The sequence below is a fragment of the Pseudomonas sp. WS 5079 genome (assembly GCF_012985465.1).
In the GTDB taxonomy this organism is placed as follows: Bacteria; Pseudomonadota; Gammaproteobacteria; order Pseudomonadales; family Pseudomonadaceae; genus Aquipseudomonas.
The window spans coordinates 782,343-805,075 of sequence record NZ_JAAQWN010000002.1 but is presented as its reverse complement, the minus strand read 5'-3'; the positions used below and the strand labels follow the sequence as shown (position 1 = coordinate 805,075).

General features: G+C 62.0%; 22 protein-coding genes. 15 read left to right on the top strand and 7 right to left on the bottom strand.

The genetic code is table 11. The annotated features are described in order from the left end of the window. The first annotated feature begins 3 nt into the window (after nucleotides 1-3). From HBO05_RS08230 to HBO05_RS08170, 13 genes are all read left to right on the top strand, one after another. Nucleotides 4-1,269 carry a glutamate-5-semialdehyde dehydrogenase gene (locus tag HBO05_RS08230; protein ID WP_170041672.1) on the top strand — a complete coding sequence of 422 codons (1,266 nt, stop codon included), beginning with the start codon at nucleotides 4-6 and terminating at the stop codon, nucleotides 1,267-1,269. Then, nucleotides 1,269-1,913, top strand: a complete 645-nt coding sequence (gene nadD, locus HBO05_RS08225; RefSeq protein ID WP_169866005.1) for a nicotinate-nucleotide adenylyltransferase — start codon at nucleotides 1,269-1,271, stop codon at nucleotides 1,911-1,913. The genes HBO05_RS08230 and nadD overlap by 1 nt, the downstream gene beginning before the upstream one ends. 70 nt (nucleotides 1,914-1,983) lie before the next feature. Further along, the gene (rsfS, locus tag HBO05_RS08220) at nucleotides 1,984-2,478 is read left to right on the top strand and encodes a ribosome silencing factor (protein ID WP_032861691.1); all 495 of its coding nucleotides are present in this window, start codon (nucleotides 1,984-1,986) and stop codon (nucleotides 2,476-2,478) included. A 9-nt stretch (nucleotides 2,479-2,487) separates the two neighbouring features. Next, nucleotides 2,488-2,955 (top strand): 23S rRNA (pseudouridine(1915)-N(3))-methyltransferase RlmH, encoded by a 468-nt coding sequence (gene rlmH / locus HBO05_RS08215; RefSeq protein WP_029292262.1) that lies wholly within the window; start codon nucleotides 2,488-2,490, stop codon nucleotides 2,953-2,955. 15 nt (nucleotides 2,956-2,970) lie between these two features. Continuing rightward, nucleotides 2,971-4,866 (top strand): penicillin-binding protein 2, encoded by a 1,896-nt coding sequence (mrdA, locus tag HBO05_RS08210; RefSeq protein WP_169951222.1) that lies wholly within the window; start codon nucleotides 2,971-2,973, stop codon nucleotides 4,864-4,866. A gap of 31 nt (nucleotides 4,867-4,897) precedes the next feature. Further along, complete coding sequence (gene rodA, locus HBO05_RS08205) at nucleotides 4,898-6,001, top strand: rod shape-determining protein RodA (protein WP_169951409.1); 1,104 nt, start codon at nucleotides 4,898-4,900, stop codon at nucleotides 5,999-6,001. 17 nt (nucleotides 6,002-6,018) lie between these two features. Next, the gene (gene mltB, locus HBO05_RS08200; RefSeq protein WP_169951220.1) at nucleotides 6,019-7,029 is read left to right on the top strand and encodes a lytic murein transglycosylase B; all 1,011 of its coding nucleotides are present in this window, start codon (nucleotides 6,019-6,021) and stop codon (nucleotides 7,027-7,029) included. Then, nucleotides 7,029-8,024, top strand: coding sequence for a septal ring lytic transglycosylase RlpA family protein (locus HBO05_RS08195; protein WP_170058467.1), 996 nt, complete (start codon nucleotides 7,029-7,031; stop codon nucleotides 8,022-8,024). Before mltB ends, HBO05_RS08195 begins: the two co-directional genes overlap by 1 nt. A 183-nt stretch (nucleotides 8,025-8,207) precedes the next feature. Further along, nucleotides 8,208-9,365, top strand: coding sequence for a D-alanyl-D-alanine carboxypeptidase family protein (locus HBO05_RS08190; protein WP_029292257.1), 1,158 nt, complete (start codon nucleotides 8,208-8,210; stop codon nucleotides 9,363-9,365). Nucleotides 9,366-9,450: 85 nt separating this feature from the next. Next, nucleotides 9,451-9,726 (top strand): DUF493 domain-containing protein, encoded by a 276-nt coding sequence (locus tag HBO05_RS08185; RefSeq protein ID WP_029292256.1) that lies wholly within the window; start codon nucleotides 9,451-9,453, stop codon nucleotides 9,724-9,726. Next, nucleotides 9,726-10,373 (top strand): lipoyl(octanoyl) transferase LipB, encoded by a 648-nt coding sequence (lipB, locus tag HBO05_RS08180; RefSeq protein WP_169951215.1) that lies wholly within the window; start codon nucleotides 9,726-9,728, stop codon nucleotides 10,371-10,373. Before HBO05_RS08185 ends, lipB begins: the two co-directional genes overlap by 1 nt. A 25-nt stretch (nucleotides 10,374-10,398) precedes the next feature. Continuing rightward, nucleotides 10,399-11,400: a lipoyl synthase gene (gene lipA / locus HBO05_RS08175; protein WP_162237654.1), complete on the top strand. Its 1,002-nt coding sequence runs from the start codon at nucleotides 10,399-10,401 to the stop codon at nucleotides 11,398-11,400. Between the two features lie 172 nt (nucleotides 11,401-11,572). After that, nucleotides 11,573-12,505 carry an LD-carboxypeptidase gene (locus tag HBO05_RS08170; RefSeq protein WP_169951204.1) on the top strand — a complete coding sequence of 311 codons (933 nt, stop codon included), beginning with the start codon at nucleotides 11,573-11,575 and terminating at the stop codon, nucleotides 12,503-12,505. 95 nt (nucleotides 12,506-12,600) lie between these two features. On the opposite strand, the gene HBO05_RS08165 is transcribed toward HBO05_RS08170, so the two are convergent. From HBO05_RS08165 to leuS, 5 genes are all read right to left on the bottom strand, one after another. After that, on the bottom strand, nucleotides 12,601-13,926 hold the full coding sequence (locus tag HBO05_RS08165; protein WP_172312302.1) for a lytic murein transglycosylase: 1,326 nt from the start codon (nucleotides 13,924-13,926) through the stop codon (nucleotides 12,601-12,603). A 61-nt stretch (nucleotides 13,927-13,987) separates the two neighbouring features. After that, on the bottom strand, nucleotides 13,988-14,152 hold the full coding sequence (gene arfA / locus HBO05_RS08160; protein WP_056744572.1) for an alternative ribosome rescue factor ArfA: 165 nt from the start codon (nucleotides 14,150-14,152) through the stop codon (nucleotides 13,988-13,990). Nucleotides 14,153-14,387: 235 nt separating this feature from the next. After that, on the bottom strand, nucleotides 14,388-15,425 hold the full coding sequence (gene holA, locus HBO05_RS08155) for a DNA polymerase III subunit delta (protein ID WP_169951200.1): 1,038 nt from the start codon (nucleotides 15,423-15,425) through the stop codon (nucleotides 14,388-14,390). A 39-nt stretch (nucleotides 15,426-15,464) separates the two neighbouring features. Continuing rightward, nucleotides 15,465-16,070, bottom strand: coding sequence for an LPS assembly lipoprotein LptE (gene lptE / locus HBO05_RS08150; RefSeq protein WP_057960695.1), 606 nt, complete (start codon nucleotides 16,068-16,070; stop codon nucleotides 15,465-15,467). Nucleotides 16,071-16,160: 90 nt separating this feature from the next. After that, nucleotides 16,161-18,767, bottom strand: a complete 2,607-nt coding sequence (gene leuS / locus HBO05_RS08145; protein ID WP_172312300.1) for a leucine--tRNA ligase — start codon at nucleotides 18,765-18,767, stop codon at nucleotides 16,161-16,163. 262 nt (nucleotides 18,768-19,029) lie between these two features. Here leuS and HBO05_RS08140 point away from each other — a divergent pair, with 262 nt between their 5' ends. Together HBO05_RS08140 and HBO05_RS08135 are read left to right on the top strand one after the other, a co-directional pair. After that, nucleotides 19,030-19,347, top strand: coding sequence for a hypothetical protein (locus HBO05_RS08140; protein ID WP_169951196.1), 318 nt, complete (start codon nucleotides 19,030-19,032; stop codon nucleotides 19,345-19,347). 84 nt (nucleotides 19,348-19,431) lie between these two features. Further along, nucleotides 19,432-20,193 (top strand): YdcF family protein, encoded by a 762-nt coding sequence (locus HBO05_RS08135; RefSeq protein ID WP_172312298.1) that lies wholly within the window; start codon nucleotides 19,432-19,434, stop codon nucleotides 20,191-20,193. Between the two features lie 134 nt (nucleotides 20,194-20,327). On the opposite strand, the gene lnt is transcribed toward HBO05_RS08135, so the two are convergent. Both lnt and HBO05_RS08125 read right to left on the bottom strand, forming a co-directional pair. Then, the gene (gene lnt / locus HBO05_RS08130; protein ID WP_169951191.1) at nucleotides 20,328-21,851 is read right to left on the bottom strand and encodes an apolipoprotein N-acyltransferase; all 1,524 of its coding nucleotides are present in this window, start codon (nucleotides 21,849-21,851) and stop codon (nucleotides 20,328-20,330) included. Nucleotides 21,852-21,859: 8 nt separating this feature from the next. Continuing rightward, the gene (locus tag HBO05_RS08125) at nucleotides 21,860-22,699 is read right to left on the bottom strand and encodes an HlyC/CorC family transporter (RefSeq protein ID WP_169951188.1); all 840 of its coding nucleotides are present in this window, start codon (nucleotides 22,697-22,699) and stop codon (nucleotides 21,860-21,862) included. Nucleotides 22,700-22,733: the final 34 nt, after the last annotated feature.

Below are 22,733 nucleotides of genomic sequence, written 5' to 3'. Positions count from 1 at the left end.
ACCATGACTGAGTCCGTTCTTGACTACATGACCCGCCTGGGTCGCGCTGCCCGTCAGGCCTCGCGGTTGATCGCCCGTGCGAGCACCGCGCAGAAGAACCGTGCCCTGCTGGCCGCCGCCGACGCTCTGGATGCCGCGCGCTCCGAGCTGACCGCCGCCAACGAGGTGGACCTGGCCAACGGCCGGGCCAATGGTCTGGAGCCGGCATTGCTGGATCGCCTGGCGCTGACGCCAGCACGTATCGACGACATGATCGAAGGCCTGCGCCAGGTAGCCAAGCTGCCTGACCCCATCGGTGAAATCCGCGATATGCGCTACCTGCCCTCAGGTATCCAGGTCGGCAAGATGCGCGTGCCCCTGGGCGTGATCGGCATCATCTATGAGTCGCGTCCCAACGTGACCATCGACGCCGCGAGCCTGTGCCTGAAGTCCGGCAACGCCACCATCCTGCGTGGCGGCTCCGAGGCCATCCATTCCAACCGCGCCATCGCCGCCTGTATCCAGCAAGGCCTGGCCGTGGCCGAGTTGCCGGCTGAAGTGGTGCAAGTGGTGGAAACCACCGACCGCGCCGCCGTCGGGGCGCTGATCACCATGCCGGAATATGTCGACGTGATCGTGCCGCGCGGCGGCAAGAGCCTGATCGAACGTGTCAGCCGTGATGCCAAGGTGCCAGTTATCAAGCACCTGGATGGCGTCTGCCATGTATTTATCGACGTGGCGGCCGATCTCGACAAGGCGATCCGCATTGCCGATAACGCCAAGACCCACCGCTACGCGCCGTGCAACACCATGGAAACCCTGTTGGTCCACGCCGGCATTGCCGAGCGCGTGTTGCCGCCGCTGGCTGCAATCTACCGTGACAAGGGCGTGGAACTGCGGGGTTGCGAGCGTACCCGGGCATTGCTGGGCAGCGACGTGATCGAAGCCACCGAGCAGGACTGGTACACCGAATACACGGCGCCGATCCTGTCGATTCGTATCGTCGATGACCTGGACCAGGCCATCGAGCACATCAATACCTACGGCTCCAAGCATACTGATGCCATTGTTTCCGAGCATTTCAGCGATGCCCGGCGTTTTCTCACCGAAGTGGACTCCGCTTCGGTAATGATCAACGCCTCGACGCGTTTTGCCGACGGCTTCGAGTACGGCCTGGGGGCGGAGATCGGGATTTCCACTGATAAGCTGCATGCCCGTGGCCCGGTTGGCCTGGAAGGCCTGACGAGTGAGAAGTACGTGGTCTTTGGCGACGGTCATGTGCGCACTTGATGGGTAAACGCATCGGGCTGCTCGGCGGTACCTTCGACCCCGTGCACATCGGCCATCTGCGCAGTGCCCTGGAAGTGGCGGATACCCTCGGGCTGCAAGAGCTGCGGCTGATCCCCAATGCCCGGCCGCCGCACCGGGACACGCCACAGGTCAGCGCGCAGGAGCGCCTGGCGATGGTGCAGTGCGCGGTGGCCGGGATTGCCCCGCTGGTGGTGGACGACCGCGAGCTCAAGCGCGATAAACCGTCCTACACTATCGACACCCTGGAACAGACGCGGGCCGAGTTGGCCGCCGACGACCAGTTGTTTCTGCTTTTGGGCTGGGACGCATTTTGCGCACTGCCCACTTGGCATCGCTGGGAAGAGTTGCTCCAGCATTGCCACATCCTGGTTTTGCAACGCCCGGATGCCGACAGCGAACCGCCGGATGCCTTGCGCAACCTGCTGGCAGCGCGGTCGGTAAGTGACCCACAGGCCCTGACCGGGCCGAGCGGGAATATTGCATTCGTCTGGCAGACCCCGCTTGCGGTGTCCGCCACCCAGATCCGTCAACTGCTGGCCAGCGGTAAGTCGGTACGTTTCCTGGTGCCTGACGCGGTCCTGGCCTACATCGATGCGCACGGGCTTTACCGTGCGTCGAACTGAAAAGGCGCGCTTGAAGGCACGAATAGTCGTGTATTGAAGCGCCCGAACTAATGAGCAAAACGAGTTTTATATGACGAACAAAGACGTAAGCAAAGTTAAGCGCAAAGGCACGTTCAAGAGCGCACCGTTGCCGGTAGAAGCCCTGCTGGTCCCGGCTCCTGAAGGCGAAGCGCTGGTAGCGCTGGCTGTAGCCGCCCTGGAAGACGTGAAGGCCCAGGACATCCAGGTCCTGGACGTGCGCGACAAGCAAAGCATCACCGACTTCATGATCATCGCCACCGGTACCTCCAACCGCCAGATCGGCGCGATGCTGGACAAGGTGCGCGAAGCCGTCAAAGCCCAGGGCGTCAAGCCACTGGGTGAAGAAGGCAAGGGCGACAGCGACTGGGTGCTGGCTGACCTGGACACCGTGATCGTCCACATGATGACCAGCAACGCTCGCCAGTTCTACGACCTGGAGCGCCTGTGGAAAGGCGCCGAGCAGAGCCGTGCCGCCGATGGCAAGCACCACAGCCCTGAAGTCGGTCACGCGCACTTCGACAAGCTCAACAAAGACCAGGAATAAGGAACGGCTGTGCGCCTGCGTCTGATTGCTGTCGGTTCACGCATGCCCAAGTGGGTGGAAGAAGGCTGGCATGAATATGCCAAGCGTCTGCCATCCGAATTGGCGCTGGAGCTGGTGGAAATACCCCTCAACACTCGGGGCAAGAACGCCGATGTGGCGCGCTTTATCCGTCAGGAAGGCGAGGCGATGCTGGCCAAGGTCGGTGCCAACGAGCGCATCGTCACCCTTGAGGTGCACGGCAAACCCTGGAGCACCGAGCAGTTGGCGGTGGAACTGGATCGCTGGCGCCTGGATTCGCGCACGGTCAACTTCATGGTCGGCGGCCCCGAGGGGCTTGCGCCGGAAGTCTGCGCGCGGGCCGATCAGCGCTGGTCGCTGTCGCCCCTGACGTTGCCCCATCCGCTGGTGCGGATTCTGATTGGTGAACAGCTGTATCGCGCCTGGACAGTCCTGTCCGGGCACCCTTACCACAAATAGTCTGCGCCCTGCCTGATGACCCAGCCGATCCGCATCAAGGACCACGAGAAAGACGCACGTCTTGTACGCGCGCGCGTGATCTTTGGCGCGATCGCGGTGGTGGCGTTGATGTGTGTGTTGATCGCCCGCCTGTATTACCTACAGGTGATCCAGTACGAGTATCACTCCACGTTGTCGGAAAACAACCGGGTGCATGTGCAGCCGATTCCGCCGACCCGTGGCCTGATTTTCGACCGCAATGGCGTGGTGATCGCCGATAACCGGCCCAGTTTCAGCCTGAGCATGACTCGCGAGCGTTCCGGTGACTGGCAGCAGGTCCTCGATGTGATTGTCGAGGTGCTGCAACTGACGCCGGAAGACCGGGTGATCTTCGAGAAACGCATGAAGCAGGGGCGGCGCCCGTTTGAACCGGTGCCGATCCTGTTTGAGCTGACCGAAGAGCAGATCGCCAGGATCGCGGTGAACCAGTTCCGTCTGCCGGGGGTGGAAGTGGTGGCGCAGCTGGTGCGCCATTACCCGCAAGGGGCGCACTTTGCCCACTCGGTCGGTTATATGGGGCGGATCAACGAAAAAGAGCTGAAAACCCTCGATCCGGTCAATTACAGCGGCACCCACCATATCGGCAAGACCGGCATCGAGCGTTTCTACGAGCCGGAACTGCACGGCCAGGTGGGTTACGAGGAGGTCGAGACCAACGCCCGTGGCCGTGTGCTGCGGGTGCTCAAGCGCACCGACCCGATTCCCGGCAAAGACATTGTCCTGAGCCTGGATATCAAGCTGCAGGAGGCCGCGGAAATGGCCCTCGGTGGCCGTCGTGGCGCGGTGGTGGCGCTGGATCCGAACACCGGCGAGGTGCTGGCGATGGTCAGCCAGCCGAGTTTCGACCCCAACCTGTTTGTCACCGGGATCAGCTTCAAGGCTTATGCCGAGCTGCGTGATTCCATCGACCGGCCGTTGTTCAACCGGGTGCTGCGCGGCCTGTATCCGCCAGGCTCGACCATCAAGCCGGCGGTGGCGATTGCCGGCCTGGATGCGGGGGTTGTCACTGCTTCCAGCCGGGTTTTCGACCCGGGTTACTACATGTTGCCCAACTACGATCACAAGTACCGTAACTGGAACCGCACCGGTGACGGCTATGTGGACCTGGATACGGCGATCATGCGATCCAACGACACCTACTTCTATGACCTGGCCCACAAGCTGGGAATCGATCGTTTATCGACCTACATGGGCAAGTTCGGCCTCGGTCAGAAAGTGTCCCTGGACATGTTTGAAGAATCCCCAGGCTTGATGCCTTCCCGCGAGTGGAAGCGCGCTACCCGGCGCCAGGCCTGGTTCCCGGGGGAAACCCTGATCCTGGGGATCGGCCAGGGCTATATGCAGGCCACGCCCTTGCAGCTGGCCCAGGCTACGGCGCTGGTCGCCAGCAAGGGCAAGTGGATCCGCCCGCACCTGGCCAAGACTATCGAGGGTGAAAAACCGGTGGATGAAAACCCGATCCCGGACATCGTCCTGCGTGATTCTTCCGACTGGACCAAGGTCAACCATGGTATGCAGCAAGTGATGCACGGCGCGCGCGGTACTGCGCGCAAGGCCGCTGCTGGCGCGCAATACCGGATCGCCGGCAAGAGCGGTACCGCCCAGGTAGTGGCGATCAAGCAGGGCGAGAAATACGACCGCTCCAAGGTTCAGGAACGCCATCGCGACCACGCCTTGTTTGTCGGTTTTGCCCCGGCCGACAACCCGAAAATCACCGTGGCGGTGATGGTCGAGAACGGCGAGTCCGGTTCCGGCGTGGCCGCCCCGGTGGTGCGCCAGATCATGGACGCCTGGTTGCTGGACCAGGACGGCAAGCTCAGGCCTGAGTTTGCCAACCCTTCAAGCGCGGAGGCTACGGCCCGTGAAGAGTAATTTCGACCGCATTCTCTCCAGTGAGGATGTGATGCGTCGCCGCGCCACCTTGTTGCAGCGCATGCACATTGATGGCCCGTTGCTGATCCTGCTGCTGACCCTGGCGGCCGGCAGCCTGTTCGTACTGTATTCGGCCAGTGGCAAGAACTGGGACCTGCTGATCAAGCAAGCGTCGTCGTTCGGCCTGGGCCTGTTGTCGATGGTGGTCATTGCCCAGCTGGAGCCGCGTTTCATGGCGCGCTGGGTGCCGCTGGGATACGTCGCAGGCGTGCTGCTGCTGGTGGTGGTGGACGTCATGGGGCATAACGCCATGGGCGCCACCCGCTGGATCAATATCCCGGGGGTGATTCGCTTCCAGCCGTCGGAATTCATGAAGATCCTGATGCCGGCGACCATCGCCTGGTACCTGGCCAAGCGCACCTTGCCGCCCCAGCTCAAGCACGTAGGCATCAGCCTGATCCTGATCGGCATTCCGTTCATCCTGATCGTGCGCCAGCCCGACCTCGGCACCGGCCTGTTGATTCTCGCCGGCGGTGCGTTCGTGCTGTTCATGGGCGGCCTGCGCTGGCGCTGGATCATCAGCGTGCTGGTGGCAGCCGTGCCGGTGGCTGTCGCCATGTGGTTCTTCTTCATGCACGATTATCAGAAGCAGCGGGTCTTGACCTTCCTCGATCCCGAGAGCGATCCGTTGGGCACCGGTTGGAACATCATCCAGTCCAAGGCGGCCATCGGTTCCGGCGGCGTGTTTGGCAAGGGCTGGTTGCTGGGCACCCAGTCGCACCTGGACTTCCTGCCGGAAAGCCACACCGACTTTATCATCGCGGTGATGGGCGAGGAGTTCGGCCTGGTGGGCATTTGCGCACTGCTGCTGATCTACTTGCTGTTGATCGGGCGTGGCCTGGTGATTACCGCGCAAGCGCAGACGTTGTTCGGCAAATTGCTCGCCGGTGCGCTGACAATGACTTTTTTTGTTTACGTTTTCGTCAACATCGGTATGGTCAGTGGCCTGCTGCCGGTGGTTGGGGTGCCGTTGCCGTTCATTAGCTACGGCGGAACTTCGCTGGTGACATTACTGTCAGCGTTTGGGGTTTTGATGTCGATCCATACCCATCGCAAGTGGATCGCACAGGTTTGAATAAGGTGAAGATGTCAATGCAAGCAATGCGCGGCTGGGCTGCTCGATATGCGTCCTGCCTGGGCTTGTTGGGCGCCTTTGGCGCTGCACAGCCAGCCCTGGCCGGCGATTACGACGGCTCGCCCCAGGTCGCCGAATTTGTCGGTGAGATGACGCGTGACTATGGTTTCGCCGGCGAACAACTGATGGGCGTGTTCCGCGAGGCGCAGCGCAAGCAGGCGATACTCGACGCCATTTCCCGCCCCGCCGAACGCGTCAAGCAGTGGAAGGACTATCGCCCGATGTTCCTCACCGACGCCCGCGTGGCGCGGGGTGTGGATTTCTGGCGGCAGCACGAGGCCGTGCTGGCCCGTGCCGAGCAGGAATATGGCGTACCGGCCCAGGTGATCGTCTCGATCATCGGCGTTGAAACCTTTTACGGGCGCAATACCGGCAGCTACCGGGTGATCGACGCCTTGTCGACCCTGGGCTTCGATTACCCGCCCCGCGCCGAATTCTTCCGCAAGGAACTGCGTGAGTTCCTGCTGCTGGCCCGTGAAGAGCAGGTCGACCCGCTGACCCTCAAAGGCTCCTACGCCGGGGCCATGGGCCTGCCGCAGTTCATGCCTAGCAGCTTTCGTGCCTACGCCGTGGATTTTGACGGTGATGGCCATATCAACATCTGGAGCAACCCCGATGATGCCATCGGCAGCGTTGCCAGCTACTTCAAGCGTCATGGCTGGGTGGCTGGCGAGCCGGTGGTGATCCGCGCCGATGTCACGGGCGATCGCGCCGATGAAGGCCTGACCCAGGGGATCGAGCCGGTGAAAACCGTCGGGGAGTTGCGGGCGCTGGGCTGGTCAAGTCATGATGCGCTGCGCGATGATATGCCGGTTACTGCCTTCCGCCTGGAAGGTGCAGACGGTCCGGAGTACTGGATGGGCCTGAAGAATTTTTACGCAATCACGCGTTATAACCGCAGTGTGATGTACGCCATGGCCGTGCATCAGCTGTCAGACATGCTGGTTCAAGCACGGGGCGTCAAGTAATGCGGGTATCGCCGATCAATAAACCGCTCAAGCTGGTGGCGCTGGCCGCATTGTCCTTGCTGGTTGTCAGTTGCTCCACCAGCCGCGCGCCGGCGCAGAAGGCCAGTGGCCCGGTAGTCCGCGCGCAGCCGGGGCTGGATATCAACCGGGCCCACAAGGACGGCGCGCCGTGGTGGGACGTCGATGTCTCGCGCATCCCGGATGCCACGCCGACCCTGCATACCGGCAACTATAAAGCCAACCCCTACACGGTGCTGGGCAAGACCTACTTCCCGCTGCAAGAGTCCAAGAACTACGTGCAGTCGGGCACCGCATCCTGGTACGGCACCAAGTTCCACGGCCAGAACACCGCCAACGGCGAAGTGTATGACCTGTATGGCATGAGCGCGGCGCACAAGACCCTGCCGCTGCCGGCCTACGTACGGGTGACCAACCTGGACAACAACCGCGTGGTAATCCTGCGGGTCAACGACCGTGGGCCGTTCTACTCCGACCGAATCATCGACTTGTCCTACGCTGCCGCGAAAAAACTCGGCTATGCCGAATCCGGCACGGCGCGGGTCAAGGTCGAAGGCATCGATCCGGCCCAGTACTGGGCCCAGCGCGGCAAGCCAGCGCCATTGATGCTCAACGAACCACAAAGCGCACAACCGCAGATCACCGCTTCGGCGGGCAAGGTCGAGCAGTGGACGCCGCCGCCCCAGCAGCACGCCGCGCCAGTCGTGGCGGTGCCACAGGCGGCGCCGGGCAATGCAGCGGGCGGGCAGTACCTGCAAGTCGGCGCTTTCGCCAACCCGGATGCGGCAGAACTGTTAAGGTCCAAGCTCAGCGGGATGGTCAGCGCGCCAGTGTTTATCAGCTCCATCGTGCGTAACCAGCAGACCCTGCACCGGGTACGCCTGGGCCCCATCGGCTCGGCGGGCGAGATTGCCCAGGTGCAGAACAGCGTGCGACTGGCCAACCTGGGTCAGCCCAGCGTGGTCAGCGCCGAATAAGCAGTAGCGGATCTGGGGTGCTGGCGCGTTTGCGTGCCGGGGCCCTGGTTGCAGGCTCGTCGAATAATAAAAACCCGAAGGCAAGGGTTGAGCTGGCAACTGAATACGCGACAGCCTGGCAACGGGCTGTCTGAATAGTTTTGCCCGCGAGGGCAAGTTTCCATAAGCAATTTCGAGAGACGGATGAACATCACCACCTTAGCCAAACGCCTGTGCCTGCTTGTCCCGCTGATCATCGCGCCCGCTGCCTGGGCCGTCGAAATGATGCCAGCGCCACCGCAACTGGCTGCCAAGTCCTACGTGCTCATGGATGCCGCAAGCGGCAACGTGCTGGTCGAAAACAACGGTGACCAGCGCCTGCCGCCGGCCAGCCTGACCAAGCTGATGACCGCCTACATCGCGACCCTGGAAATCCGTCGCGGCCAGATCGGTGAAAACGATCCGGTGACCGTCAGCGAAAACGCCTGGCGTACCGGCGGTTCGCGGATGTTCATCAAGGTCGGCTCCCAGGTGACTGTCAGCGACCTGCTGCACGGCATCATCATCCAGTCCGGTAACGACGCCAGCGTCGCCCTGGCCGAGCATATTGCCGGCAGCGAAGATGCATTCGCCGACATGATGAACAAAACCGTGACTGACCTGGGCATGACCAACAGCCACTTCATGAACCCGACCGGCCTGCCAAACCCAGACCACTACTCGTCGGCCCATGACATGGCGATCCTGGCCCGCGCGATCATTCGTGTCGACCCGGTGCACTACGCCATCTACTCCCAGAAAGAATTCTTCTGGAACAACATCAAGCAGCCTAACCGCAACCTGTTGCTGTGGCGCGACAAGACCGTCGATGGCCTGAAAACCGGCCACACCGACGAGGCCGGCTACTGCATGGTGTCTTCGGCTGTGCGTGATGGCCAACGCTTGATCGCCGTGGTGTTCGGCACCAACAGCGAGCAGGCCCGTGCGGCTGAAACCCAGAAGCTGCTGACCTACGGTTTCCGCTTCTTCGAAACCCAGACCTTCTACCAGAAGGGCGCTGAGCTGGCCCAGGCTCCTGTGTGGAAAGGCACCGAGCGTCAAGTCAAGGCCGGCCTGGCTGACGACCTGACCTTGACCATGCCTAAAGGCCAGCTGAAGAAACTGGCTGCCAGCATGACCATGAACCCACAACTGACCGCGCCAATCGCCAAGGGCGATGTGATCGGTAAAGTCGAAGTGAAGCTGGACGACAAAGTCGTACACAGCGCCGATCTGATCGCACTCGACGCCGTTGAGGAAGGTGGTATCTTCCGCCGCGTGTGGGATAGCATCCGTCTATTCTTCTACGGCTTGTTCAACTGATTGTGTGCACCCGCAAAGCCCTGCGTTGATCCGACGCGGGGCTTTGCTCGTCGCCACGGCTTACCGCTTACGAGGCCGTTACGCCATGACCGATAAAGAAGTAAAGGCGCCAAAGATCGAATTCCCGGTGACGGACTATCCCGTCAAGGTGATCAGCGATACCGGCGTGGGCAACAAAGACAAGATCCTCGAGATCATGCGTAAACACGCAACGATCAACGACAACCGTGTGGATGAGCGCTTGAGCACCAACGGTAAGTACACCACGATCCAGTTGCACATCGTTGCGACCGGTCAAGATCAGCTTTACGACATCAACAGCGAACTGCGAGCCACCGGTTTCGTACATATGGTGTTGTGATGTCACAGGTTCTGGGCTTTCGCGAGCTCGGCCAGATGGCGTACGAGCCTGTCTGGCACGCCATGCAGCGCTTTACCAATGAGCGCGGCAGCTCGGCTCCCGACGAAATCTGGCTGGTGGAGCACCCGCCGGTATTCACCCAGGGCCAGGCTGGCAAGGCCGAGCATCTACTACTTCCGGGTGATATTGCGGTGGTGCAGGTCGACCGGGGTGGTCAAGTGACTTACCATGGGCCCGGACAACTGGTGGCTTACTTGCTGCTGGATGTGCGCAAGCTGGGTTATGGCGTGCGTGAGCTGGTCAGTCGCATGGAGAACTGCCTGATCGAGCTGCTGGCCAGTTACGGTGTGACTGCCGCGGCCAAGCCCGATGCTCCAGGTGTGTATGTCAACGGCGCGAAAATCGCCTCCCTGGGCCTGCGTATTCGTCATGGCTGTTCCTTTCATGGCCTGGCCCTGAACGTGGACATGGACCTGGCGCCGTTTCTCCGGATCAATCCCTGTGGTTACGCCGGTTTGGCCATGACCCAGTTGAGCGATCACGCAACACCCATAGAATTTGCCGAGGTAAGTGCCCGGCTGCGCGCGCAGCTCGTCAAACACCTCGACTATGCTGAGCAGACGACCCTGACGGGCGGAATCGACTGATATGACTACTGATGTTGTGCAAACCATGATCCCGACGCTGGACATTACCGACCGTCCGGCCCCGGCTCCGCGTGCCAAGGTGGAAGCCGGCGTCAAGCTGCGCGGCGCCGAGAAGGTTGCACGCATCCCGGTGAAGATCATTCCGACCACCGAACTGCCGAAAAAGCCCGACTGGATTCGCGTGCGCATCCCGGTCTCGCCGGAAGTCGACCGTATCAAGGCGCTGCTGCGCAAACACAAACTGCACAGCGTGTGCGAAGAAGCCTCCTGCCCGAACCTGGGCGAGTGCTTCTCTGGCGGCACCGCGACCTTCATGATCATGGGTGACATCTGCACCCGTCGCTGCCCGTTCTGCGACGTTGGCCACGGCCGGCCCAAGCCACTGGACGTCAACGAGCCGGAAAGCCTGGCCATCGCCATTGCCGACCTGAAACTCAAGTACGTGGTGATCACTTCGGTTGACCGCGATGACCTGCGCGACGGCGGTGCCCAGCACTTTGCCGACTGCATCCGTGAAATCCGCAAATTGTCGCCGAATGTGATGCTCGAGACCCTGGTCCCGGACTACCGTGGCCGCATGGACGTCGCCCTGGAAATCACCGCCGCCGAGCCGCCAGATGTGTTCAACCACAACCTGGAAACCGTGCCACGCCTGTACAAGGCCGCGCGCCCGGGTTCGGACTACCAGTGGTCGCTGACCCTGCTGCAGAAATTCAAGCAGATGATGCCGCACATCCCCACCAAGTCCGGCTTGATGCTGGGCCTGGGCGAAACCGACGAAGAAGTCATCGAAGTCATGAAGCGCATGCGCGAACACGACATCGACATGCTGACCCTCGGTCAGTATCTGCAACCGTCGCGCAGCCACTTGCCGGTGCAGCGTTTCGTGCACCCGGACACCTTTGCCTGGTTTGCCGAAGAAGGTTACAAGATGGGCTTCAAGAACGTCGCGTCGGGCCCGCTGGTGCGTTCGTCGTACCACGCCGACGAGCAGGCCAAGCTGGTCAAGGCTAGCCTGGTTTCCTGAGCCTTGGCGCCGATCCATCTGTCTGGATGGGTGTGTATGGAGCTGGCTTGTGTGGGAGCGGGCTTGCCCGCGATAGCATCGCCTCGGTGCAACTGATACACCGAGGCGTCTGCATCGCGGGCAAGCCCGCTCCCACAGTTCGTTGCGCTGTACAGAATAGGGAGAACCAAGGATGACTGACCCGCTTGCCACCGCCGTACCCGCCCTGCGCGCCGAAGGCGTGATCGGCCTCATCGCTCCCGCCGGCCCCGCCGCGCTGGATGTTGAAAAGGCCGGGCAATGGATGCGCGCCCGTGGCTACGAGCTGCGGATCTTCTCGGGGGTGTATGAGCGCGATGGCTACCTGGCCGGCAGCGATAAAGTCCGCCTGCGTGACCTGCATGCGGCCTTTGCCGACCCCGAGATCGACGCCATCTTCTGCCTGCGCGGCGGCTACGGCACCCCGCGTTTGCTCGACAGCGTGGATTTCGCGCTGCTGGCGGCCAATCCCAAGCCCTTCGTCGGCTACAGCGATATCACCGCGCTGCACTTGGCGATCAGTCGCTACGCCGGCTTCGTGACTTTCCACGGCCCGATGCTGAATGCCGACCTGCTCGGTGACAAGCAACAACCCACCGAATCATCACTGTTCAGCCTGCTGCGTGGGCGGCTGGGCGCTGGCAGTGTGCTGGCGCACCCAGTGGCGTACCCGTTGACCACCGTTGAGCCTGGCATCGCCTGTGGGCGCCTGTTGGGGGGCAACCTGTCGATGATCGCGGCCGTGATGGGCACGCCCTTTGAGCTTGATGCCGACGGCATCATTCTGTTTATCGAGGACGTCAACGAGCCGATCTACCGCATCGACCGCCTGCTGACGCACTTGCGCCTGGCGGGCAAGCTGGCGCAGGTGCGCGGTGTGCTGGTGGGGGATGTGGCGGGGGTGGATAGTGTGGCGCTGGAGCGGTTGTTGAAGCAGACCTTCGAGCCGTTGTGCATCCCGGTCCTGTCCGGCTGGCGCAGTGGTCATTGCGACCCGAACCTGACCTTGCCGATTGGTGCGGTGGTGCGCCTGGATGCGGGGGAACAGCGGCTGGTGCTGGAGCAGGATGTGGTGTGTAGGCTCTGAGTGTTTTGCCGCCTGTCAGCACGCTATCGCGAGCAAGCTGGCTCCCACAGGGAATTGCATTCCAAATGTGGGAGCGGCAGTCGCCCTACACCGATCTAGCGGCTACGCAACGACTCCAACAACTTCACTGTCGGATACCCATCCGCCGGCCAGCCCAACGACTGCTGCGCCGCACGAATCGCCTTGCGCGTATTGGCGCCGATAATCCCGTCCGGGTTACCAGCTTCATAGCCATTGGCGCTCAACACCGTCTGCAACTCGATACGCTGGGAGCGCGTCAGCGGCAGTTCGTCCGTTGGCCAATCGCCGCGAATCACCCCACCGCCGCCAAAACGCTCGGACAACAGGCCGACCGCCAGGGCGTAGGACGACGAGTTGTTGTACTTGAGGATTGCGCGGAAGTTGTCCAGCACCAGGAACGCCGGGCCGCGATGGCCGGCCGGCAGCAGCAGGGCGGCCGATAGCATTTCTACGTTGGGTGGCACGCTGGCCCCGGCCGGCACCTGCAGGCCGAGTTTCATCCACTCGCCGACCGGCTTGCGCACTGCACCATCCGCCAGGGCATAGTCGAAGTTCGCCGGCAATTGCCGCACCTCAAAGCCCCACGGTTGGCCTTTCTGCCAGCCCGAGCTTTGCAGGTAGTGCGCGGTGGAGGCGAGGGCGTCGGCCGAGCTGTTCCAGATGTCGCGGCGACCGTCGCCATCGAAGTCCACCGCGTGGGTGTTGTAGGTGGTTGGTATGAATTGGGTCTGGCCCATGGCGCCGGCCCAGGAACCGCGCATCTGTTCGGCCGGGATATCACCGTGCTGGATGATTTGCAGCGCAGCCAGCAACTGCGCCTGGGCGAATGCCGGGCGACGGCCTTCGTAGGCCAGGGTCGCCAGGGAGCGGATCACCGAGTTATTGCCCTGGAACGAACCGAAGTTGCTTTCCATGCCCCACACCGAGACCAGTACCTGGCGATCGACACCGTAGCGCTGCTCAATGCTTTGCAGGATATCGGCGTGCTTGACCAGCAGGGCCTGGCCGTTGCGCACACGCAGCGGCGACAGGGCGCCGTTGAGGTATTCCCACACCGGGCGGGAAAACTCCGGCTGGCTGCGGTCGGCACGGATGACCGCCATGTCAGGGGTGACGTTGGCGAAGGCCGTGTCGAATACTGCAGGGGTGATACCGGCTTTCAGCGCTTCGACGCGAAAACCTGCCTGCCATTGGGCAAAGGTCTGGGTCGGCTGGATATCGAGATTGCTCACGGCCAGGGGCGCAACTACGGCGGGTGCGGCAACCGGTGCGGTCTGGAGCGTGGGCAGGGGCTGAGCGTCGGCGGCGGTGGGTTTTTCGGCGCAGGCGACTAACAGGATCAGGCTGGAGGCAGCAATCAATTGGCGAAGGTGCCAACGACGGGAAAGACTAGAGGGCATGCACAGGTCCAGGAAATACGAATCAGGTGCAGACCTTATCATGCCAGAGGGGCGCTTGCCTTCAGGCAGCCAGAAAGTAAGAAGCCTCCCAGCTATTAGACTGGAAGGCTTCGCGGCGGTAGCTGCCTTTGCCTTTGCCGGCGGGTTCCTGGCGACTGCGGAACAACGGCTGGGCGATGATGGATTTGGCCTTGTTGGGGCCATGCTTGGATGGCTTTTTGCTCATGATCGGGACTCTCCGATGGGGTGGGTGATGCGGTGCGAATCATCTGCCGAAGTTTGGCTGCTGTCCAGCCCGGCGCGATGTAGGAAATATCAAAGACCTGAATACGGCGACGATCAAACCTGTAGGAGCTGGCTTGCCAGCGATGCAAGCACCTCGGTATGTCAGTCACACCGTGGTGATGCCATCGCTGGCAAGCCAGCTCCTACATTGGATTTGTGGTGTTTGGGCGAGCGTGCTATTCGGCTGGCAGTGCCAGGCGCTGGCCGGACATCAGCAGCGACAAACGGCTCAAGCTCATCCACGGCGACCCAGCCGCCTGGCCCTTGATCTGCGCATCGATGCGCTGGGCTTCGAGCAACAGTTGCGCCCAGCGTTGCGCCGAGTGCCGTTGCAGGGCCTTGCTCATCAGGGGCTTGCGCTTGTCCCATACCGGCGGGCGGGCTTGGCTGAAAGCCTTGTCCAGCGGCGTACCCTGGCTGTATTGCAGGGCGATATTGGCCAGCAAGCGCAACTCCCGCGCCAGAGCCCAGAGAATCACCGGCGGCTCGACCCCTTCACCGCGCAGCCCTTCGAGCATGCGCAAGGCATGGGCCGCGTCGCCATTGAGGATCGCATCCACCAGCCCGAACACGTCAAAACGCGCGCTGTCGGCCACCGCGCCTTGCACTGTCTCGACGGTGATCTGGCCACCTTCGGCCATCAGCTTGAGCTTTTCGATTTCCTGGGCGGCGGCCAGCAAGTTGCCTTCAACCCGGGCGGCGATCAACTCGACCGCGTCCTGGCTGGCAGACAACCCGGCTTGGGACAGGCGTTGGCGAATCCATTGTGGCAACTGATTGCTGTCGACTGGCCAGATCTGGATGAACTGGGTTTGCGCCCCTTCCACCAGGGCCTTACCCCATTTGGTCTTCTGCGCACTGCCATCGAGCTTGGGCAGGCTGATCAGCAACAGCGTGTCCTCGGCGGGGCGGGCGCAATATTCCATCAGGGCCGCCGCGCCTTTGTCGCCGGGCTTGCCCGAGGGCAGGCGCAGCTCCAGCAGGCGTTTTTCGGCAAACAGCGACATGCTCGCCCCGGCCTGGAGCAGGGTGCCCCAGTCGAAGCTGGCATCGGCGCTGAACACCTGGCGTTCATCAAAGCCTTGCTGGCGCGCAGCCTGGCGGATGGTGTCGGCAGCTTCCTGGCACAACAGCGGATCATCGCCACTGACGATGTACACAGGCGCGAGGTTGCCTTGCAGGTGTTTGGCGAGTTGGGCGGGGGCGAGTTTCATAGGCTGGATGGACGGGGCGCATGACGCGCCCCGCCTGGTTTACTCGGCAGGAACTTCAACAGGCGATTGCTTGGGAATGCTGTTTTCGTAGTCCTGCGCGGCTTTCAGCGCCTCGGCATCTGCCTTGGCCTTGGCGTCGGCAGTCTGTTGCAGAGCGTCGAGCTGGGCCGGGCTGATCATTTGCAGGCGCAGGACCATACGCTGGACCAGGTCACGGCGCATTTCATTGCGCACCTGATTGACCTCAGTGTCGGAGCCCACCAGGTTGTTGCCGTCATGCGTCACGACTTTCTGCACTTGCAGCTTGTCGCTGATCAGCGGCAATTGGTCGTGGCCCTGGATCTGGAACATGAGCACGCTACTCAACTCGATATCCGAAGACCGGCCGGCACTGGCGTAGCTGAGGTTACGCTGGGTCTCTTTCTCGTCGATCAGTACCAGCTTGTAAGCCGCACCGTTATAGACTTTGACGCCGCTGTTTTCCAGGGTTTGGCGCAGCTGGGTCACGGTTTCGCCATAGGCGTTGCGCGCGCTGACATCCAGTTCCTTGATCGCCAGTTCCGTGGTGCCAGTGCCGCGCAGCTGGAAGCCGCAAGCGCTCAGCAGTACGGCAAGGCCCATAACCAGCAGGTTGCGTTTGATCATTTTGTTGCTCCCCTTGAAACCATGTGGGCCTTATCGAGGCCCTGGAGGTTTTGTTCGGCGCCGGGGCTCTTGCCCTGGCGCCCGATCCGATTAGCTAGCGACGATATTGACCAGTTTGCCGGGCACCACGATCACTTTGCGGATCGTCAGGCCTTCGGTGAAGCGCAGCACGTTCTCGTTGCTACGCGCGGCAGCTTCGACTTCTTCGCGGCTGGAGCTGGCAGGCATGTCGATCTGGCCGCGCAGCTTGCCGTTGACCTGAATCACCAGTTGCAGCGTGTCCTGTACGAGGGCGCTGTCATCCGCGACCGGCCATGCAGCGTCGATCACCGCGCCGCTGTGGCCCAACTGGCTCCACAGGTCGTGGCTGATGTGCGGGGTGATCGGCGCCAGCAGCAGGACGACTGCTTCCAGGCCTTCCTGCACCAGTGCGCGGTCTTGTTCGGTAGCCTGTGGCGCTTTTTCCAGCACGTTCATCAGCGTCATGACCTGGGCGATGGCGGTGTTGAACTTGTGGTGCTGGCCCACGTCCTGGCTGGCTTGCTTGATGGCCAGGTGGGTGCTGCGGCGAATGAGCTTCTGCTCCTCGCTCAACGACGCCACGTCCAGCTTGCCCGGCAAGCCCTGGCTGATATGGGCATGCGCCAGGCGCCAGACGCGCTTGAGGAAACGGTGCGAACCTTCGACACCGGAGTCCGACCATTCGGCGCTCATGTCGGGCGGTGAGGCGAACATCATGAACAGGCGGCAGGTGTCGGCGCCGAACTGGTCGATCATCGACTGTGGGTCGACGCCGTTGTTCTTCGACTTGGCCATCTTCTCGGTGCCGCCGATTTCCACCGGCAGGCCGTCGGATTTCAACTTGGCACTGATCACCTTGGCCTTGCTGTCACGCTCAAGCTCCACGTCCGCCGGGTTGAACCAGGTGTAGGCGCCATTGGCTTCGCGGCGATAGTAAGTCTCGGCGATCACCATGCCCTGGGTCAGCAGGTTCTTGAACGGCTCGTCGGAGCTGACCAGGCCTTCGTCACGCATCAGCTTGTGGAAGAAGCGTGCGTACAGCAGGTGCAGGATCGCGTGTTCGATGCCACCAATATACTGGTCCACCGGCAACCAGTGGTCGGCCGCGGATTTTTCCACCAGGCCGCCTTCATAGTGCGGCGAGGCGTAGCGGGCGTAGTACCACGAGGACTCGACGAAGGTGTCCATGGTGTCGGTTTCACGCTTGGCAGGCTGGCCGCATTTCGGGCAACTGCACTCGTAGAACTCGGGCATGCGCGCCAATGGCGAACCGGCGCCGTCCGGCACCACGTCTTCGGGCAGCACCACCGGCAATTGGTCTTCCGGTACCGGTACGTCGCCACAGCGTTCGCAGTGGATGATCGGGATCGGGCAGCCCCAGTAGCGCTGGCGGCTGATGCCCCAGTCGCGCAGGCGGAACTGGGTGCGCGAGGCACCGAGGTTTTTCTTGATCAGGGCGACTTCCATGGCGTCGAAGGCGCCTGCGAAGTCCAGGCCGTCGAACTCGCCGGAGTTGATCAGGGTGCCGTGTTCGTTATAAGCGTCCTGCCACGGGGCCGGGTTGGTTTCACCGGAGCTGGTGCGCACCACGGACTTGATCGGCAGGTTGTACTTGGTGGCGAATTCGAAATCGCGCTCGTCGTGGGCGGGCACTGCCATTACTGCGCCATCGCCGTAGTGCATCAGCACATAGTTGGCGACCCATACCGGCAGTTTTTCGCCGGTCAGCGGGTGCTCGACAAACAGCGAGGTCGGCAGGCCCTTTTTCTCCTGGGTGGCGACGTCGGCTTCGGCCACGCTGCCGCCTTTGCATTCGGCGATAAAGGCCTGCAGCTCAGGGTTGTTTTTTGCGGCCAGGGTGGCCAGCGGGTGTTCGGCGGCCACGGCGACGTAGGTCGCGCCCATCAGAGTGTCGGGACGGGTGGTGAAGACTTTCAGTGCGCCAGCAACGCCTATGGAGTCGACGTTGTACGGGAACTGCACTTCCATGCCCTTGGACTTGCCGATCCAGTTGCGCTGCATGGTCTTGACCTGTTCAGGCCAGCCCGGCAGGTCGTCGAGGCTCGACAAGAGCTCATCGGCATAGGCGGTGATCTTGAAGTAGTACATCGGGATTTCGCGCTTCTCGATCAGCGCGCCGGAACGCCAGCCGCGACCGTCGATCACCTGCTCGTTGGCCAAGACGGTCTGGTCGACCGGATCCCAGTTCACGGTGCCGCTTTTTTTGTAGATCACGCCTTTTTCGAACAGGCGAGTGAACAGCCATTGTTCCCAGCGGTAGTAGTCCGGCTTGCAGGTGGTCACTTCGCGCGACCAGTCCACGGCCAGGCCCAGGCTGCGCAGCTGGGTCTTCATGTAGGCGATGTTTTCGTAGGTCCACTTGGCGGGCGCTACGTTGTTTTTCATCGCGGCGTTTTCCGCAGGCATGCCGAAGGCGTCCCAACCCATAGGTTGCAGGACGTTTTTGCCGAGCATGCGCTGGTAGCGGGAAATCACGTCGCCGATGGTGTAGTTACGCACGTGCCCCATGTGTAGTTTGCCGCTGGGGTAAGGGAACATCGATAGGCAGTAGTAAGTCTCCTTGCCTGGCTGTTCACTGACTTCAAAGGACTTTTGCTCATCCCAGAAAGTTTGGGCGGCATTTTCTATTTCACGGGGCTGATATTGTTCGTGCATGGCTACTTTTGAACTGAATAGGGGTGGCCTAATCCTCTTCGGTGCATTGTCCGGGTTGATCGACACCAAAAAGCGGCGCGTCCGTGCCCAAACCCTGCGGGAAGTGGAGTTACAGGAAGCGCCGTAGCATACATGACCCCGCTCTATCGAGGGAAACCCTGATTGCGCAGCGCAGGCCGTTGGTCGCGGCGTGCGGTTGGTTGCGTCAGCGCAGCTACGCTGTTTATTGGGGAGTGAGACTTATCTTTAATGAGGTGAGGGGATGGTTGATTCGCAGCGAATGAGAACGAAACCGGAAGTGTATGAAGGACTGATCGACCGCTTGGGTCGAGCACTGGACGCAGCAAGAACCGCGGGCCGATTGCGTGACGAACGGCCCGATGAGCTGGAACTGCGAGGCTTGAGCCCTGCAGAGTTTGAAGTGATCAAGGCCTACCTGGACTTGAACGCGCGCCCAATCCCGCAATGGGTGGCTCCTGTGCCAGCCAGGGAGGCGGTGCGATCGTCCAAGGTGGTATGGCTCAAGGACTTGTCGGCCGGCCGCGGCCCGGAAAAGCTGCGGTCTGTACGATTCAAGTAACCTGCTCAGCGTTATCCGCCGCTGGTAAAGATTGTCGCTAAACCCCGTTACACCTTAGGCTTCGGGCATCTTTGGAGATGCTCGATGCCTATTCGTTATTTCATCAAACAATTATTGCTGCCGCCCGGCATTCTCTTGCTGCTGCTGGCCCTTGCCTGGTGGTTTCGCCGCACCCGCCCACGCTTGGCTGGCGTGTGCTTTGCCCTGGGGTTTGGCGGGATGTGGCTCATCAGCCTGCCGGTGATGGTGGAGTGGGGCGCGCGTGCCCTGGAAACCGAGTCGCCATTGGCCCTGGACGACTGGGCCAGCCTGGCACAACGGGCCGATGCCATTGTGGTGCTGGGCTCGGGCCGCGAGCGCGGTGACCCGGCCTGGGGCGCTGATCAGCCGACTGGTGTGGGCCTGGAGCGTCAGCGCTACGCGGCGCGATTGGCCAAGGCCTCGGGCTTGCCGGTGCTGACCACCGGCGGCCTGCACTATGGCACGCCGCCCAGCGAGGCAGAGTTGATGGCGGTGTCGATGCAGCAAGACTTTGGTGTGGCCGTACGCTGGAAGGAAGAGCGCAGCCGCACCACCTGGGAAAATGCGCAGATGAGCGCCGAGATCCTGTTGCCCCAGGGCGTCAAGCGCGTGGTAGTCGTGACCCAGGCCTGGCATATGCCGCGTTCAGTGTGGAGCTTCGAGAAGGCCGGCTTTACCGTGGTGCCGGCGCCGGTCGGCTTCCTGGGAGTGGACAATGCCCGGCCGCTGGGCGGCTGGATGCCGGAGTTCAAGTCGATCTGGCAGAGCGGGCAGTTGATCAATGAGGCGGTGGGGCAGGTAGGTTACCGGCTGTTCTATCGTTGATGGCGCAAATCAAAATGTGGGGCTTGTGTGGGAGCGGGCTTGCCCGCGATGGAGGTGGGTCGGTCACTAAAAATGCTGACTGATATACCGCCATCGCGGGCAAGCCCGCTCCCACATTGGGTCTTGTATGTCTGTCAGACGGTCTTGGCCATGCGCCCGGCCAGCAGCGCCCAGCCAAACAGCCCCAGGCACAGGATGATCAGCGGCCACGAACGCCATTGCAGGTACGGCGTCAGGTTGTGCATCGGTACGACCTCGCCGTAGAGAATGCCGCGTTCGAACTGCGGGATCTGCTCGGTGATCTGCCCGAATGGGTTGATCAGGCCGGTCACGCCGTTGTTGGTCGCGCGAATCATCCAGCGGCCGGCTTCCAGGGCGCGCATCTGGGCCATTTGCAGGTGTTGCAAGGGGCCGATGGAGGTGCCGAACCAGGTGTCATTGCTGATGGTCAGCAACAAGTCGCTGCGGGCGGCGAGGCCGGCGGCAAACTCCGGATAGACCACTTCGTAGCAGATATACGGCGCGATCTGATAACCCTTGGCTTGCAGCATGGCCTGGTCCTCAGGCCCTCGGGCAAAGTCCGACATCGGCAGGTCGAAGAACGCAATCAGGCCGCGCAGCACATCCTGCAGCGGCACGTACTCGCCAAAGGGCACCAGTTTCTGCTTCAAATAGGTGCCATCACCCTGGCCAACCACGGTGATGCCATTGAAGTAGCGCTTTTCGTGGCGTACTTCCTGGCGGATTGGCACGCCGGTGATCATCGCCGCATCCCGGTCGGCGGCGAACTTGCCCATCATTGCCAGGTAGCCCTCGACGGACTCCTTGAGCACCGGCACGGCGGTTTCCGGCCAGATCAGCAGGTCCACGCGCTTGGAGGCAAAACTCATGTCGCGGTACAGCGCCAGTTGCTCATTGAGCTGCGCCGGGTCCCACTTCATGCTCTGCTCGACATTGCCCTGGATCGCCGCGACGGTCAGCGGTTCACCGGCAGGGCTGGTCCAGGCGTGGTGCTTGAGCGCCAGGCCAATCGCCCAGGGCGCAACCAGCAGCACCAGGCCCGTGGCGATGAACGCGTTGCGCCTGGCCGCCAGCAAACGCGGCAGGTTGACGATCAGCGCCGCGCTCAAGGCCAGGGCAAACGAAATCAGCCACACCCCGCCCAGCGGCGCGAGCCCGGCCAGCGGGCCGTCGAGCTGGCTATAACCGGAGTACAGCCAGGGAAAGCCGGTGAGGAACCAGCCGCGAAATGCTTCCTGGCCCACCCACAGCGCGGCAAACGCCAGGGCATCGGCCAGCGGCGCTTCGTTACGGCGCAGCCAGCGGGCCCAGAGCCAGGCAGGCAGGGCAAAGAACAGCGCGATCGCGGCGGTAAAGGCGAGCATCAACAGCCCGGCCAGCAACACCGAAGCGCCACCAAAGTGGTGGATGCTGTAATAAATCCAGCTGGTGCCCGCGCCAAACAGGCCAAAACCGAAGCACCAGCCACGCCCGAAGGCCTGGCGTGGTGTCAGTTGGCGCATTCCGGCATAGAACACCCCGACCGCCACCAGTGCCAGCGGCCAGATATCGAACGGCGCCAGCGCCAGGGTGGTGATAGCACCGGCCACCACGGCCAGCAGGTTACCGGGCCAGCCGGGTGCGGTGAGACGGCGCATATCAGTCCTTAGCGGGCAATAGGTGTCAGGCGGATCAGGTGGATGCGACGGCTATCGGCATTGAGGATGCGGAAGCGATAGGCGCCGATCTCGGTGGTTTCGTTACGCTTGGGCAGATGGCCAAACGCACTCATCACCAGGCCGCCGACGGTGTCGAATTCATCGTCGGAGAACCCGCTGTCGAAGAACTCGTTGAAGTTCTCGATCGGCGTCAGCGCCTTGACCAGGAAATCACCGCTGGGCAGCGGCTTGATGTAGCTGTCTTCTTCGACGTCGTGTTCGTCTTCGATATCGCCGACGATCTGTTCCAGCACGTCTTCGATGGTCACCAGGCCCGCGACGCCGCCGTATTCGTCAATGACGATGGCCATGTGATTGTGGTTGGCGCGAAACTCGCGCAGCAGCACATTCAGGCGCTTGGATTCAGGCACGAAGGTCGCAGGACGCAGCAGGTCCTTGATGTTGAAGCTGTCGCCGTTCTCCTTGAGGATCAACGGCAGCAGGTCCTTGGCCAGCAGGACACCCATGACGTCGTCATGGCTTTCGCCGATCACCGGGTAGCGCGAGTGCGCCGAGTCGATCACGGCCGGGAGGAATTCCCGTGGGGTCTGGGTCGCCTTGATGCTGATCATCTGCGAACGCGGGACCATGATGTCCCTAACTTGCAGGTCAGCCACCTGGATGGCGCCTTCGACGATGGCCAGCGCTTCGCTGTCCAGCAACTTGTTCTGATGGGCCTCGCGCAGCAGCTCCAGCAGCTCCTGGCGGTTTTTCGGCTCGTGGGCAAAAGCCTGGGTCAGTTTACCCAGCCATGACTTTTGCCCGTTGCTCGATCGGTCTTCGCTCATAGCGATTACTCTAAATCCTTGATTGTTTCAGTTG